This window comes from Photobacterium sp. ABD4_091 (genome assembly GCF_056160145.1).
Map to the genome: position 1 here is coordinate 151,191 of NZ_JBSWWQ010000003.1, position 15,559 is coordinate 166,749.

The 15,559-nt window shown below is 47.7% G+C and carries 12 protein-coding genes; 5 read left to right on the forward strand and 7 right to left on the reverse strand.

Going from position 1 to position 15,559, the window contains the following annotated elements; all coding sequences use genetic code 11:
• Positions 1 to 62: 62 nt before the first annotated feature.
• The 6 genes from ACXAGQ_RS22175 to ACXAGQ_RS22200 form a co-directional block, all read right to left on the reverse strand.
• Positions 63 to 884, reverse strand: coding sequence for an alpha/beta hydrolase (locus ACXAGQ_RS22175; RefSeq protein ID WP_475256833.1), 822 nt, complete (start codon positions 882 to 884; stop codon positions 63 to 65).
• A gap of 8 nt (positions 885 to 892) precedes the next feature.
• Positions 893 to 1,693, reverse strand: a complete 801-nt coding sequence (locus ACXAGQ_RS22180) for a TrmB family transcriptional regulator (protein WP_107298755.1) — start codon at positions 1,691 to 1,693, stop codon at positions 893 to 895.
• Between the two features lie 183 nt (positions 1,694 to 1,876).
• The gene (locus tag ACXAGQ_RS22185; protein ID WP_475256834.1) at positions 1,877 to 3,652 is read right to left on the reverse strand and encodes a glycoside hydrolase family 13 protein; all 1,776 of its coding nucleotides are present in this window, start codon (positions 3,650 to 3,652) and stop codon (positions 1,877 to 1,879) included.
• 53 nt (positions 3,653 to 3,705) lie between these two features.
• Positions 3,706 to 4,542: a sugar ABC transporter permease gene (locus tag ACXAGQ_RS22190; protein WP_475256836.1), complete on the reverse strand. Its 837-nt coding sequence runs from the start codon at positions 4,540 to 4,542 to the stop codon at positions 3,706 to 3,708.
• 2 nt (positions 4,543 to 4,544) lie between these two features.
• Positions 4,545 to 5,828 carry a carbohydrate ABC transporter permease gene (locus tag ACXAGQ_RS22195; RefSeq protein ID WP_475256837.1) on the reverse strand — a complete coding sequence of 428 codons (1,284 nt, stop codon included), beginning with the start codon at positions 5,826 to 5,828 and terminating at the stop codon, positions 4,545 to 4,547.
• A 19-nt stretch (positions 5,829 to 5,847) separates the two neighbouring features.
• Positions 5,848 to 7,074, reverse strand: coding sequence for a sugar ABC transporter substrate-binding protein (locus ACXAGQ_RS22200; protein ID WP_187460987.1), 1,227 nt, complete (start codon positions 7,072 to 7,074; stop codon positions 5,848 to 5,850).
• 408 nt (positions 7,075 to 7,482) lie between these two features.
• Between ACXAGQ_RS22200 and ACXAGQ_RS22205 the strand changes: the two genes are divergently transcribed.
• From ACXAGQ_RS22205 to ACXAGQ_RS22225, 5 genes are all read left to right on the forward strand, one after another.
• Positions 7,483 to 8,508: a hypothetical protein gene (locus ACXAGQ_RS22205; protein ID WP_475256838.1), complete on the forward strand. Its 1,026-nt coding sequence runs from the start codon at positions 7,483 to 7,485 to the stop codon at positions 8,506 to 8,508.
• 19 nt (positions 8,509 to 8,527) lie between these two features.
• Positions 8,528 to 9,550: a UDP-3-O-(3-hydroxymyristoyl)glucosamine N-acyltransferase gene (gene lpxD, locus ACXAGQ_RS22210; RefSeq protein ID WP_475256840.1), complete on the forward strand. Its 1,023-nt coding sequence runs from the start codon at positions 8,528 to 8,530 to the stop codon at positions 9,548 to 9,550.
• Positions 9,551 to 9,567: 17 nt separating this feature from the next.
• Entirely contained in the window at positions 9,568 to 10,689 is a 1,122-nt protein-coding gene (locus tag ACXAGQ_RS22215) for an ABC transporter ATP-binding protein (protein WP_187460990.1), read from the forward strand.
• 214 nt (positions 10,690 to 10,903) lie between these two features.
• The gene (locus ACXAGQ_RS22220) at positions 10,904 to 12,817 is read left to right on the forward strand and encodes a beta-L-arabinofuranosidase domain-containing protein (RefSeq protein ID WP_475256841.1); all 1,914 of its coding nucleotides are present in this window, start codon (positions 10,904 to 10,906) and stop codon (positions 12,815 to 12,817) included.
• 6 nt (positions 12,818 to 12,823) lie between these two features.
• A complete protein-coding gene (locus tag ACXAGQ_RS22225) occupies positions 12,824 to 13,156 on the forward strand; it encodes a SemiSWEET transporter (RefSeq protein ID WP_475244164.1) in 333 nt (110 codons plus the stop codon).
• A 95-nt stretch (positions 13,157 to 13,251) separates the two neighbouring features.
• On the opposite strand, the gene pflB is transcribed toward ACXAGQ_RS22225, so the two are convergent.
• Positions 13,252 to 15,549 (reverse strand): formate C-acetyltransferase, encoded by a 2,298-nt coding sequence (gene pflB, locus ACXAGQ_RS22230; RefSeq protein WP_475256843.1) that lies wholly within the window; start codon positions 15,547 to 15,549, stop codon positions 13,252 to 13,254.
• Positions 15,550 to 15,559: the final 10 nt, after the last annotated feature.

Sequence of the window (15,559 nt, forward strand, 5' to 3'; positions counted from 1 at the left end):
ATATATTAAATAATTGGCCACCTTATAAGACGGCCAGTAAATATATATTTAAATAGCGTTAATTATTTAAAAAATAAATTAAGCATATCTGGAAAGCGTTTTGCCCATGCCGATTCGCTATGCCTTGCGCCTTCATCGACAACATAATGCAATGCAAGGTGTTGTTTGGTTTTCAACACTGCGCTTACGGTATTTGCACCCTCTAAATAAATTTGCTCAAAGTTAACCCCCCGACTGCTGCTCTCTTCTGTTCCTATATCCATATAGACGAGTACATCTTGGTCAAGTTGGCGATGGTTGAGGTAGTTGAGCATTTCTGGTTGGTTAAACCAAAAAGCAGGAGAAAACACGCCGGCTTTGGCAAAAATATCAGGCCGCTCCATCACGCCATACAAACTAATGAAGCCCCCCATCGAGCTGCCTGCAATCGATGTATCGAGGCGGCCGGGAAGCGTGCGGTAGTGAGTATCAATGTAAGGTTTGAGGGTGTCCGCGATAAATGCTATATAATCACTTCCCTGGCCTCCGCTCTGGTAAACGCTGGTATCCCAATCTGGAAGATCAAAACTTTGGTCCATCTTCCATGGCGAATATTCATACATGCGACAAAGGCCACCATACTCAGCGCCATTATCAATCCCGACCACAATGACGCCTTCTTCTTCGGCAAAGAACTGATCGACATTTTGCGGTATTTGCCAGGTTTCACCGCCATAGCTAATTGCAGGATCGAAAAGGTTTTGACCGTCATGCATATAAATAACTGGGTAATCACGTCCTGATTGGTGATAATCTTTTGGTAGCAACACCCGGACGGTTCTCTCACGCCCTAATTGAGGCATGATGAAATTATTTATAATGTGATAACGGTCAGTGCTAAGCATAATTAACCTTAATCCTTAGGTAAATTTAATTGATCTTGAACCATCTCATTGGTTTGCTCATGAATGGTTCTAATTCGAACAGGTTGAATATCCGATGACTTTTCAAATTCAGTCAAATAGATATCATTGTGAAAATGCTCTGCTGTCATTTTCACCATCAAGCGGTTATTGGTATAAAGCCCTTCACTTTCCTCACGATGAGAAAAAATAAGTGCTTGCGACATATCGACAACCATCATGAAACGATGAGATGGATATAAATCTTCGTCTTTGTCAAAGCGGGAATAAAGCTCCACTTTTTCGTGCGGCGTTTCAATTCGGTTAAACGAGAAGCAAATGATCCGAACGCCACGCTCGATAGCCTGACAAATCTCATCGCCAAAAATACCCAACCTGAAATCTGAGTTGAGATAGATCTCCACTTTTGCCTGACTGATCATCTCCCTAGCTCTCTGCACCAGGTTGTCATAGCCCGTCAGGTTGTAGATAAACTCCTTCTCTTCCTGCAGCATCATCTTGGAAAGTTCTTTTTTCAGGATGCTGATATTTTCAACCGTCTTTTTCTCGATTTGGCTGAAGATAAGGTCAGGAGACTTCGCCTCATACTCCTTGGTATCACCTTCCGACATGAAGATGTAGCCATTGTTGTAGAGGTTATCGATAGATGAATATACCGATGAACGGGAAAGTGAAATTTCTTTAGCGATTTTATAACCACTTGCCCGGCCATTTTTCAACAAGTTGATGTACACGAGTGCATCCGTTTTAGTAAACCCGAAGTCCATCAGTTTAGTCACGAGATCTGGCACAATTTGTCCTTTAAAGCTATTCACAATCAGCCCTTTAGAATATCACTAAGTCACAGAGGCGTCCAAGCCGTACCACTAATTGTTCGCACCCAATCACATTCAGTGATTAAACTCGATAACAATAAGCACCCAGCGAAAATGCCGATTGTTATCGAGTCGGGGGGATATTCCCCCCCAACACGGTTAAAGCCCTAGAATTTGATAGCCATAAGGTTCAAGTTCTACCTGCTGTAGGCCGATTTGGACTGCCTTTGCGCTGTCTGAGTTATTCAGCACAAACGTCAAACGGCCACGCTGGTAAGCAACACACTGCTCATCAGCCACATCGACCCAAGAAATAGAAGGGTCATTCAATTCAGGATGGCTCAGACGTAACTGGATCATCTGCTGGATAAACTGACGGAACTCCAGATCCTGCTTGTTTTCATCCCAAACCATACAGCGGCGGTTTTTGTCGTAACTCATACCGCGGTCACCGTCCATGCCCACTTCGCCACCGTAGTAGATACAAGGCGATCCGACTTGGGTAAACATGAACAGGTAAGCCAATTTGGCTTTGGCCTTGTCACCGCCGCAAAGAGAAATGATCCGTGAAGTATCATGGCTATCAAGCAGGTTGAACATAGCCTTGTTCACATTGCGTGGGTAAGACATGTAAGAGCGGCTGACATCATTGATAAAGCCTTGCTTGTCCGACAGGTTGTGGGCAAAGAAGTCGGTGATAGCTTGGGTCATCGGGTAATTCATCAATGAATCATATTGCTCACCCCGCAGCCATGCCATGCCTTCATGCCAGATTTCGCCCAGGATGTAACAATCAGGCTTGACCCCTTTGACGACCTTGCGGAAGTCACGCCAGAACTCGTGATCCACCTCATTGGCAACATCCAAACGCCAGCCATCAATATCAAATTCTTCAACCCAGTGGCGGGCAACATCCAACAAGTACGCGCGGCACTCTTCATTTTCGGTATTTAGCTTTGGCATCTCCAGTACATTGGCAAAGGTTTCATAATTGAAGTTCCAAAAATCCCACTGATCTTTTGGCGTATCTGGATATACCGGGAATTCATTGATCCAGAACCAATCGGCATATTTGGAATCCTGACCATTTTCTACCACGTCCAGCCAAAGTGGTGACTTGTCACCGATATGATTGAAGACGGCATCCAGCATGATTTTCATACCACGGCGATGGGCTTCCTTCACCAATGCCTTAAACGCTTCATTGCCGCCGAAGTGCGGATCAACGTTGTAATAATCGACGGTATCGTACTTGTGGTTGCAATTAGCCGTAAAGATTGGGCAGAAATACAAGCCATTGACGCCAAGATCCTGCAGGTAATCCAACTTGTCGATAACACCCCATAGATCGCCGCCCATGAAGTTATGCTCGGTCGGCTCGGTTCCCCACGGTTGGACACCCGCAGGCGAAATCTCAGGGCGACCGTTAGCAAAGCGCTCCGGAAAAATCTGGTACCAGATGGTATTTTCAACCCATTGCGGTGTTTCCAGCACATCACGGGGATTGATATAAGGAAAACAGAAGAAGTTACTGATATTACTCATCTCGACTTCTTCAACCGCCGGATCAGAGATATCGACGATACGCTTTTCACCATATACAAGCTTCTCCCCCATCTTGCCATGCAAAATAAAACCGTAGCGCGAGCGGCGTTTGGGTGGCGTAAACTCAGCAAACCAATGGTCATGGTGCTCTGTCTGCCCTTCCAGCGACATCTTCACTTCATTGCCACCGACCCAGCCATGGGCTTCACTGCCACCGAGGTTACCGCCGTCCAAGCCGCCTTCGGCCCAGTGGTATGGGTCACCGATCCACAGAGTTACTTTTTCGACTTCATTTATTGCCGTGCGCAATCTCAGGTGTAATGTCTCTTTATTAAAGGCGTAAGCATCCGCACTCTTTGGCGTATGCACAATAGAGCTTTTCGTTATCATCATTTTTTCCTAATTTTTTACTGGCATACCTGGTTAATAGGTATGCCTTTGAATTATTCTTTTACAGCACCACTCACAAGGCCTTTGGCAATATGTTTTTGGGTAGCAACAAACAATAGAGTAATAGGGACAGCAACCAATAAGGCACCTGCGGTAAATAAGGTAAAGTTTTCCGCCGTACCCGTTCTTATCCAGCTAAAAATACCAATTGCCAATGTCATTTTCTCTTCGCTACGCAAGATCAATGTCGGCAAAATAAAGTCCATCCAAGGCGCTGTGAACGACATTAATGCGACGAAGACTAAAATAGGTTTGGCCAGCGGTAATATAATCTCGAAAAATATCGTAAAGTGACCGGCACCATCTATTTTTGCCGCTTCGTCAAGCGATGTTGGTATCGCATCGAAATACCCTTTTACCAACCATGACAGGAAAGGCAGACTCCCCGTTACATAGACCAGCAAAAGCCCCCAGTAACTATCAATCAGATTTAACTTGGATAACAATACATAGATTGCCGTCATCGAAAGGAACGCAGGAAACATCTGCAACACAAGGATGCTTAGCATGACGTTACGCTTGCCCTTGAAACGATAGCGTGAAAACGTAAATGCCGTGATGGTCACCAATACCAAGCAAATAAGCATATTCGCAATGGCCAACCAGAAGGTATTTTTATACCACTGGATATAAGGCGTATCATTCAGCAGGGTCCGGTAATGATCCAAAGTAAAATCAAAACCGGAAAAGCTTGTCGAAAATAAATTCGTACCTGGTTTGAATGATGCCATTACGGTCCAGATAACAGGTGCAAGCACTGCCAGAGCATTTAACGTCAAGAATATATAGACAAATACCGTACTTGTTTTTAAGGGTTTATTACTTGCCATAATTACATACCTACATCTTCTTTGAATGATTTCATTCTTCTGAACTGCCAGATAGCTATCGTTGACAAGAAGAGGAAAATCACAATCGAAACGACCGCTGCAATGTGATACTGCTGGAAGTCAAGAGTCAGCTTATATATCCAAGTGATTAAGATATCGGTATGACCAGCAAACCTGTAATCTGGATTAATCGGCCCACCCTCGGTAAGCAGGTAAATAGCACCGAAATTATTAAAGTTATGGGCAAATGTCATTACCAGTGATGGCGCCAACTGATTCAGAACCATAGGTAAGGTAATTTCCCAGAATTGTTGTAACTTGCTGGCACCATCTACTTCGGCGGCTTCGTAAAGATCGGCCGGGATATTAGTCATGGCGCTGGAAATCATCAGCATGAAATAGGGTGCGCTCGCCCAGACACTAACCATAATCACCGTAATTTTGGCAATGAACGGGTCGGATAAGAAAGCGATAGAATCAAACCCCATGCCGTTAAGCAAGTTGTTGACTGGCCCCACCCCGTTAAGCAGCAACCTAAATACCAATAGTGATACAAATGCCGGTATAGCGTAAGGCAAGATAAAAATAAGGCGCCAGGCTTTCTTAAACTTGATGTCCTTGTTTTCTACGGCAAGCGCGAGCAGGAAACCAAAGCCAAATGTCGCCACTGTTGCACATACAGCCCAAGTCACGGTCCATGTTGCCACCCCAAAGAAGGTGCCAGACCAAATATCGAGCTCAAAGAGGGCAACAAAGTTCCTGAAGCCAACCCAGTCCACCAAGTTCCGTGGTGGGATATGGTTAGGCGCAGAGTAGTTGGTAAACGCCACCATTACCGTAATGGCAATAGGCAGGATGATGAACAGCAAAGTTGCCGCGGCAGCCGGTGACAGCATCATAAAAGCAAAGTGCTTTTCATAGGCCTTTACCAGTTGCTGCTTGAGGCTCAATGTCTCTGGCACCAAATGGCGAGCATCCTTGACGTTGGCAACGTACACCAAGGCAAACAGCCCAATTAAGAGCAGTGACACAACCCCTTCGACCAACATAAAGATGGAATTGTCACCTTGGATAATATCGAACCCTTTACGCTGCTGGGCCACTTCGCCCAGAGTGATCAGCCCTTTTGCTGCCGCCAATAAATCCACGGCAAAATACAGAAAGGCCAATTGGATAAGTAGGAATGTGAACCCCCGTAAATAGGCACCATTTTTTATTTGGCTCCCTCCCATCACAAGGAGGGAGATAGGCGCATTGAGCGCCTCAACTCTCGCAGTTAATTGCATACCGGCTACCTAAGGTTAGTTATTGCTGCATTGAAATCTGCTGTTCGATAATTCTTTCAGCACGGTTCAAAGCACCTTCAACATTGCCGCCGTTATTCCAAATATCAGTGACTGCCGCAGCCATTGGCTGCCAGATGTAGCCCATTTCAGGAATAGATGGCATGGCATCTGAATAGAAACCCTGCTGGATCATCGCCTGGGTAAGCTCATCGGCTTCGTCTGCAACATCATTCATCACAGTTTCAACCGGCGGAATAGCCCCAGTCATCTCAAAACGTTTCTTGGCCATCTCCTCGGAAGAGACGAAGTCAGCAAATAACTGGGCCGCTCGAGGGTACTCGGTGAAAGCAGAAACAACCGCTAGGCGGACAGTAGAGAAGGTGCGCGGGTGGTGGCCATCAAGTGTTGGGATAGGGGCAACACCCAGGTTGATACCGGACTTTTCATAACCAGGCGCGGCCCACGGACCATCGATAATGGCCGCCACTTTACCTTCCTGGAACAAACCACGACGCACCTGCGGGTCACGGATATCAGCAGGGTTTGCGCCATTGGCCGCTTTTAGCTTGAGCATTGAGGTTAAACCGGCAACCGCCCCTTCGTTGGCAATTCCCAAGTCTTTGGCATTGGCACCATTGTCACCGAACTCATAGCCCCCCTTCATGGCAAAAAACATTCGTGACTCGTAATAGTTCTGAACATCCCACAACAAGCTATATTGCTGTCGGCCAGGCTTATTGAATTCTTTCGCAAACTCAATTAGTTGTTCGAAAGATGTTGGGGTTTCTGCTAACAAGTCCTTGTTATAAAACATAGTGACTGTTGCAAAGGAGACAGGGAAGCCATAACTCTCACCATTGATTTTGGCGGCTGCAGCGGCACTGGAGATAAAGTCGCTTTCGATACGCTCTGCGCTAACTAGGTTTTCCATTACGCCACCGGCAACAACCAGGCGTCCCAGTGTATCGTGCTCGACTTCAACCACATCGCCGACGGCTGTCGTACCACCGTCTTGAATAAGACGTGTAGTCGTGTCAACAGGTGATAGCGAGCGGAAGGTGAACTCCACATCATAATCATTTTGCTGGTTGAACTGTTCAGCGGCGTACTGCATGAACTGAGAGCTGGCACCATGGTCCGCCCAAATCATCAGTTTTGCATCAGCTTCAGGGACAATCTCCTGGGCCAGTACCGATCCGCTTATACATACTGAGGCAATTAATGCGGGTAAGATGGCTTTATTCATTTTTAGTTCCTTTCTGCATTTCACGATTAGTAGTACACCCTGTACTTCCAATTAGAGCGTATAGGTGAAATAAAGGTCAACCACTCTCTGATAGTGATTTTCTCTTTTTGTGACTGCAGTCATTAATTAGGTGTTTTTCTATATAGACAGATAAAAGAAGAGCTACCTAATTACGTCGATATTTTCAGTACGCCCCGACAATTTTAATTCCACTTATTCGATAACTCTTGAAAATACCACTGCGAATAATTATTGAGATCTTGCTCAAACTTCGTAGCCGACAGAAAAGATATAGATCACAGAATTCACAACATTGAAGTGACTAAAAAACCAACATCAATAAACATAGTAGTACACCCTGTACCACCAAGTTAAGAATTACATTTGTCTAGCAAGGAACTAAACAGAATGAACAAGACAATCTTGTCCGTACTCGTTGCAAATGCGATGTTTGCTTCAAATGCAGTGGCTGATACTTTTTCAACCAGTCCAGACTCTGCAGAGCAAGACTTTTTTGCAACCATCGTTGACGGTACAGGGGGTAGCATTGGGGCTTTCTTCGAGAAAGAAGACAAAAAAGCCTACAACGAAGACGGTAGCCTGATCGGGAAAAATGAATATACAGAGAACAGCATTATTACCGGTTTCCTCTACAACAAAGAACTACCGGTATCGCTGAACTACTCGTTGAAGCAAATCCAGAATAAATGGCGCACCGCAGACGGATCCTTCTCCCAAATCGATGACGGTTTCCAAGTATCAACCAACCTACGCTACAACCGGGGCCTTGGCCGTGGTTTCAGTACTGGCTTGGGCTGGGCGACGGAATTTGAACGCAGTGACCGCAATCAGGGCAACACCAAAGGGGACCTGACACAGGACCAGCATGAGCTCTACACCTTCCTCGGTTATTGGAACAATGACTGGAAAGGGGGATTCTACTCTGAATTGAGCTACGGACGGACCAATGAGACCAACTCGCTGGACACCGGAGTGTGGGGCGACAAAGACACTACCTACTACAAAGTCCTAGTCAAGCCCTACAAGAGCTTCGGTAAGTTCTTCGCAGGTGTTGAATTCTACTACGAAGACAAAGATACCGATGGCCGGGACGGTTCCTACCTAGAGAACTTTGAAGAGTGGTACATTGAGCCAGAGCTAGCCTATAGCTTCGATTTTGGTGGTCGCCTATTCGTGAAACAGCGCTACAGTGAGAAAACAACGACCCAGACCAATGGCGACAGTTACTTTGGTACAGTGAACAAAACCACGGTCGGTTATCAGCATAACTTCAAAAACTGGTCTGTCAGCGGCGAAGTGGAAATCTTCAATGAAGACAAAGATGCAAAAGCGGAATGGACTGGCAATGAGAAAATCGGCAACGGCCATGAAGAATACAACAAGCTCAAGCTGATGGCCCAGTACCGCTTCTAACCCTACAGGAAACAACATTATGATAAAGGTCACCGACATTGCCGAGATCCTACAAGGCACTGTAATAGGCAATACGGATATCAATGTCGACAGCATTGTCGAACTCGACTCTCCTACCCAAGGAGGATTGGCTATTATCCGCCAGCCCGGTGACCTCAAAAAAGTCGCTTCCTGTTTAGCTGATGTCATCATCGGACCGGAGTCAATCCGCCAGGAAACCCAGGCCACGGTCATCGCTATCAACCAACTTGACGCCAAGCTCATCAATCACTTTCTGACTTGGTTCAAGGTGTCGCAATACCACCTCGACGATCAGGGCAACACCTCGGACATCGAAGGTGTCTACATCGGTAAATACACTTCTATTGGTGAAGGCTGCCACTTTAAACCTGGGGTCAAAATCATGAATGGCGTAAAGATTGGCAACAATGTCGCTATTCACGCCAATACGGTGATCAAAGAAGGCACCATCATTGGCGATAACGTCACTATCGATTCCAATTGCTCTATCGGCAACTATAGTTTCGAGTACCTGACCGACGAACGGGGCGAATACATCCGGCTCGAGAGTATCGGCCGCGTGGTCATCGAGGACAATGTGGACATTGGCTGCAACAACACCATTGACCGCGGCACTATCGGCAACACCGTAATCGGTGCCGGCAGCAAACTCGATAACCTGATCCAAATAGGCCACGATGTCAAAATTGGCCGCCACTGCCTACTGATATCACAAGTCGGTATTGCCGGTTGGACAGAAGTTGGTGATAACGTCATTATCCATGGCCAGGTCGGCATTACCGGCGGGATCAAAATTGGCCACAATACCCGGATCAAAGCACAAGCTGGGGTGACCCGTTCTTGCCCGGCCAACAGCCATCTGTCAGGTTACCCTGCGCGTGACACCAAACAATACCTAAAGACCCTCGCCGCACTGAACTCCTTGATAAAGAAAAGCGAACACCCCGAGCAGCGAGCCCTACATTCCAGCGAACCCGCCCCGCAAACAGGCTGGTTCAGCAAGATTTTTAATTTTAAATAAGATTTTCGGAGTAATTCATGGCGACGGTAAGCCTACGTAAAGTAGAAAAAGAATACGAAAACGGCTTCAAGGCAGTGCATGGTATTGACCTTGATATCCAAGACGGTGAATTCATGGTTTTTGTCGGTCCTTCAGGTTGCGCAAAATCAACCACCCTGCGCATGGTCGCCGGGCTTGAGGATATCACCGGCGGGGAAATTCGCATCGGGCAGAAAGTTGTCAATGACCTTGCCCCGAAAGACCGTGGGATTGCCATGGTATTCCAGAACTACGCCCTATACCCCCACAAGACGGTATTTGACAACATGGCTTTTGGCTTGAAGATGCAAGGCAAGTCGAAAGAAGAAATCAAGCAACGGGTTACAGAGGCCGCCGAAAAGCTCGAAATCACTGATTTGCTAGACCGCAAACCGAAAGAAATGTCTGGTGGTCAGCGCCAGCGTGTTGCGGTAGGGCGTGCCATTGTCCGCAAACCGGATGTGTTCCTGTTCGATGAACCGCTTTCCAACCTCGATGCCAAGCTGAGGGTTTCGATGCGAGTCAAAATTGCCCAGCTTCACCAATCCCTCAAAGAAGAAGGCAACCCGGCAACCATGATTTACGTCACCCATGACCAAACCGAGGCGTTGACGCTGGGAGACCGTATTTGCGTATTGAACCAAGGCCAAATCATGCAGGTCGACACACCGGCAAACCTCTATAACTTCCCGGCCAATAAGTTCGTGGCCGGCTTTATCGGTTCGCCAGCCATGAACTTGGTGGATACTGCGTTGCGCGAACAGGACGGCAACTATTACATTGAAATGGCCCCGGGGCAGCAAGTGGTGATTCCATCGAACAAAACCCACGCTCTCAAGCAACATACCGATAGCAAAGTATGCTTCGGGATCCGCCCTGAACATATCAGCATTGCCAAAAACAAAACGGATCTCAATGTGATTGAGGGTAAGTTGGCGGTGGTCGAAAATATGGGTAATGAAAAATACCTACACTTCCGGGTTGGTGCGAATGTCATTATTGCCCGTGTGTCCTGTGTAGATATTTCCACCTCAGATATCGGTAAGAGTTTTTATTTCAACTTAGATACCAGTTTCTGCCATGTATTTGATGGCGAAACAGATGAGAATATATCGCTATAAATAAATAATTTAAAAGAAAGGGAGTTAGACACTCTCTTTCTTTTGCCTCTCAGCAATAAAATTAAAGTATTTAATCAATTAGCCTAACTCCCATATTTTTTATTCGCAGCTTATAACTTATAAATAGCCGCGAAGGTTCACTTATTGGCATGGGCTACGCATTATCAATTTTAAGCGGCTTTATCATTCACCCCCAATGAGAAAAGGATCCAACATGGCAAATGCCCGTCCCCTACCCCAGGCTTTTCAATGGCTAACCTGTAAACACATTCGCCCAAGCGGTTGGCTAGCCGAGCAAATGCAATTTGACCTCAACCAAGGCTTTGTCGGTCACCTTGACCAACTGGTGCCAGAGCTTATCACCGAAGATGATATTTATGGCGAGCACCGCAGAACCCTCGCAGACAAAGCCAAGGACGTCGGGTCTATTGCCCAAGATACCGACTGGGAGGTGCAATACCTGTGGTGGAACGCCGAGACCCAGTCCAACTGGTGGGATGGGTTTGTCCGCCATGCCATGTTGGTCGGCACCGAAGAGCAGCAAATCAAAGTCCACCGCTATATCGACCATATCCTTTCAACCCAAGATGACGATGGCTATATCGGAATCTATGCCCCTGACTTGCGCTATCAGGCGAAAGGCGAGAACGGCGAATTGTGGGCACAAGCCGCTCTATTCAGGGTGCTCATCGCCTACTACGAAATGACCCAGAACCAAGATGTGCTCGATAGGGTGATCAAAGCAGTCGAGCGAACCATGTCGGCATGGCCAATCAATGAAAGCAAACCTTTCGATGTCACCGAATCCTATGCGGGTATTGGCCATGGTTTGGTATTTACGGATGTGCTAGACAGGCTCTACCAGCTTACCGGCAAGCAGCAGTACCTCGACTACGCCCATTTCCTCTACCGAGATTACTGCCGTTACCCACTGTGCGATATCGACATCCAGCTCGATGCATTGCTTGACCCGGATTACCGCTACCAAGGGCATGCCGTCCACACCTGGGAGCACCTCCGACCGCTGTTAACTGCTTACTTCGCCACCGGTAGTAAAGATCTCAAGGCAGGCCTTGAAGCCTTTGTCGGCCGATTGCCGGATTACCTCACCCCATCGGGCGCTCCTATTGGTGACGAATTTATCTTGGGCAAACAGGCCAATGCCACCCAAGTCGGCTATGAGTATTGCTCTATCCATGAGTTACTCGATGGGTTTACCCACATGCTACAAAAAACCGGCGAGTTCAGCTGGGCCGATCATATTGAAAATATGCTGTTCAATGCCGCGCAGGGTGCCCGCCACCCGGACGGAATGGGGATTGCCTACCTGAAAACCGACAACTCTTACTCAATGCTCGGCGAAGCCGGTGTCCACAGCGATGGCTGTACAGCCCATGAGGTCCAAACCCGCTATAAATATTCCCCAACCCACCAGGAAGCTGCAGTCTGCTGCGTCCCTAATGCCGGGCGAATCTATCCGTACTACCTCAAAGCTATGTGGATGCAACAAGAAGGCACCATCATCAAGCCACTATACGGACCAAATGAGTTTACAACCGAAATCAACGGCAAGCGCCTGACGATTTCCGAGCAAACCAACTACCCTGCCGACCATAGTATCGTGTTGCTGTTTTCTGCCGACACACCGGTCCAAGCAACACTGCGCTGCCGCCTGCCGGGTTGGGCTAAAGGGGTCAGTGTCAAAGGGGCTAATGTCGAACTGGGTGAAGGCTGGTTCGAGATAAGTGAAAAGTGGCAGGGACAAAGGATTGAAATCCAGTTCAATACCCAGCCGCAGCTATGTACTGACAACTTGGGCGACCATTACTTCCGCTACGGTCCGTTGGTTTACGGCTTGCCGATCAAAGCTCTCGAAACCATCGACAAACAGCTGCCTCTTGCGCCATTCCAAGAGCGCTGCTACCAGACGGAAAATGGTTGGCTGCCGATTGAACTCAACCACAACCCTCACACAGAACTGGCCAGTCACGAGGTAACAGCTGCCCTCCCTTGGGGGCACTGCATTCCGCTCCGTACTAACCTCGGATACCAAGGACAGCACTTTGTCCTGCAACCTATGGCCGCGCATATCTTGCGTCAGGTCACTTTCAAACCAAAGGCATGGTAACGCGACATGGATACGAAAACGCTCACAGTCAGCATAATTTGCGGTTCGGTATTGGCAACACTTTCTCTATGGGTAGCGGATTATAGCCTGGCGGCATTGGGCAGTTTGGCGGCATGCTGTACAACCCTTGCCTACCTACCTCAGGTCATCAAGATTATCCGCTCCAAAGATACTCAAAGTATCTCATTGCACATGTATGCGCTGATGGTTTTCGGGGTCTTTTGCTGGTTTATCTATGGCATGAAGGTCAATGACACCCCTGTGATGCTAGCCAATGCAATTACCTTGCTGCTATCAATGGTGATTCTGGTTATGAAACTTAACGAACGCCCACAGTAAAAATAAAAAAGGCCTGCACGAGGGCAGGCCAAGATTTGCTAACAAGTAGCTAGGTAGTCACAGCTTGTTATATTTCGGCAATGCTCTTCGAGCACTTACATCTTTTCAGTAAAGGTACGGGTGATCACATCCTGCTGCTGCTCTTTGGTCAGCGAGTTGAAACGTACCGCATAGCCAGATACCCGGATCGTCAACTGCGGGTATTTCTCAGGGTGCTCAACAGCATCTAGCAACATGTCACGGTTCATCACATTAACGTTCAGGTGCTGCCCACCTTCAACGCCTACCCCATGCTCTCCCGCTTCATGATGGAAATAGCCATCCATCAGCGCTGCCAAGTTTTGTTTCTGGGTTTCGCCATCTTTACCCAGTGCATTTGGCACAATCGAGAAGGTGTATGAGATACCGTCTTTGGCAAAGGCAAATGGCAGTTTAGAAACAGACGTCAACGAGGCCACGGCCCCTTTCTGATCTCGGCCATGCATCGGGTTGGCACCAGGAGCAAACGGCATACCGGCACGGCGGCCATCTGGCGTATTACCGGTTTTTTTGCCGTATACCACATTTGATGTGATAGTCAGGATAGACTGGGTTGGCGTCGCTTCACGGTACATGCTCATCTTCTGAATCTTCTTCATGAAGCGCTCAACCAGATCACAGGCAATATCATCGACCCGAGCGTCATTGTTGCCGAATTTCGGGTAGTCGCCATCGATCTCAAAATCCACCGCCAAGCCGTCTTCGTCGCGGATAGGCTTCACCTTGGCAAACTTAATCGCAGCCAGCGAGTCGGCAACCACCGACAAACCGGCAATACCGCAAGCCATAGTGCGTTTAACATCTCGGTCCATAAGAGCCATCAAAGACGCTTCGTAGCTATAGCGATCGTGCGAGTAGTGAATGATGTTCAATGCAGTAACATACTGAGTCGCTAACCAGTCAAGCATGACATCAAAACGTGGCATTAGGGTGTCGAAGTCCAGCACATCATCGGCAATCGGGGACTGTTTCGGCCCTACCTGAGCTTTCGACTTCTCATCAATACCACCATTGATGGTATACAGCAGCGCTTTTGCCAAGTTTGCACGTGCGCCAAAGAACTGCATGTCCTTACCGACAATCTGCGGGCTGACACAACAGGCAATGGCATAGTCATCGTTGTTGAAGTCAGGGCGCATCAAGTCATCATTTTCATACTGCAGCGATGAGGTATCGATAGACACTTTCGCCGCATATTTCTTGAAAGCCTCAGGCAATTGCTCTGACCATAGCACCGTCATATTTGGCTCGGGTGCCGGGCCCATGTTGTATAGCGTATGCAGGTAACGGAAGGTGGTTTTGCTGACCAGGGTACGACCGTCGACACCCATACCAGCCATGGCCTCAGTAGCCCAGATAGGGTCGCCAGAGAACAGTGAGTCGTAATCTGGTGTACGAAGGAATCGCACCATGCGCAGCTTCATAATGAAATGGTCCACCAGCTCCTGAGCCTGTGACTCATTAATCACCCCATTGGCCAAATCCCTTTCGATGTAGACATCGAGGAAAGTCGAGGTACGGCCTAGCGACATCGCCGCGCCGTTTTGTGATTTCACCGCGGCCAAGTAGCCGAAATATGTATATTGGATTGCATCTTGGGCTGACGTGGCTGGCGTCGACATATCAATGCCATATTTCAGGCCCATGGTACGGATATCTTCCAGCGCCTGAATTTGATCGGCAAGTTCTTCACGCAGGCGAAGGGTTTTCTCAAGATCTTGGCCTTGCTCAAGGAATGCCTGGGTAGATTTTACTTGCTCTTGCTTGTCTGCCTTGAGGAAATCAATACCGTAAAGGGCGATACGGCGATAGTCACCGATGATTCGGCCACGACCATAGGCATCAGGCAGACCAGTAATAATACCGGATTTACGACAAGCCAGAATATCCTTGGTATAGAGATCAAAACACGCTTTATTGTGGGTCTTGCGATATTCGGTAAAGGTTTTTTCTACCATAGGGGCAAGCTGGCGACCATATACCTCACAAGAGGTTTTCACCATGCGGATACCGCCATTAGCAATGATCGCTCGCTTTAGCGGTTTATCAGTCTGCAGACCAACAATGGTTTCCAGATCTTTATTGATATAACCCGCATCGTGGGAAATGATGGTTGATGGTAGGTCGGTATCAAAGTCAATTGGCGCATGGGTGCGGCTTTCTTCTTTGATCCCCTCTAAAACACTATTCCAAAGCGCAGTGGTCGATTCAGTAGCGTCGGCAAGAAATGACTCATCGCCTTCATAAGGCGTATAGTTGGTTTGAATGAAATCACGGGTGTTGACCTCGGTTTGCCAATCGCCAGCGGTAAAACCTTTCCATGCTTGAAGCATTTCAGTAGTTGGAATAGTCATAGTTAATACC

Bases quoted from the DNA above. Each gene is read 5' to 3' on its own strand.
- ACXAGQ_RS22185 (WP_475256834.1), bottom strand. From the start codon at position 3,652: ATGATAACGAAAAGCTCTATTGTGCATACGCCAAAGAGTGCGGATGCT.
- ACXAGQ_RS22220 (WP_475256841.1), top strand. From the start codon at position 10,904: ATGGCAAATGCCCGTCCCCTACCCCAGGCTTTTCAATGGCTAACCTGT.
- ACXAGQ_RS22225 (WP_475244164.1), top strand. From the start codon at position 12,824: ATGGATACGAAAACGCTCACAGTCAGCATAATTTGCGGTTCGGTATTG.
- ACXAGQ_RS22215 (WP_187460990.1), top strand. From the start codon at position 9,568: ATGGCGACGGTAAGCCTACGTAAAGTAGAAAAAGAATACGAAAACGGC.
- ACXAGQ_RS22200 (WP_187460987.1), bottom strand. From the start codon at position 7,074: ATGAATAAAGCCATCTTACCCGCATTAATTGCCTCAGTATGTATAAGC.
- ACXAGQ_RS22195 (WP_475256837.1), bottom strand. From the start codon at position 5,828: ATGCAATTAACTGCGAGAGTTGAGGCGCTCAATGCGCCTATCTCCCTC.
- lpxD (WP_475256840.1), top strand. From the start codon at position 8,528: ATGATAAAGGTCACCGACATTGCCGAGATCCTACAAGGCACTGTAATA.
- ACXAGQ_RS22205 (WP_475256838.1), top strand. From the start codon at position 7,483: ATGAACAAGACAATCTTGTCCGTACTCGTTGCAAATGCGATGTTTGCT.
- ACXAGQ_RS22175 (WP_475256833.1), bottom strand. From the start codon at position 884: ATGCTTAGCACTGACCGTTATCACATTATAAATAATTTCATCATGCCT.
- ACXAGQ_RS22190 (WP_475256836.1), bottom strand. From the start codon at position 4,542: ATGGCAAGTAATAAACCCTTAAAAACAAGTACGGTATTTGTCTATATA.
- pflB (WP_475256843.1), bottom strand. From the start codon at position 15,549: ATGACTATTCCAACTACTGAAATGCTTCAAGCATGGAAAGGTTTTACC.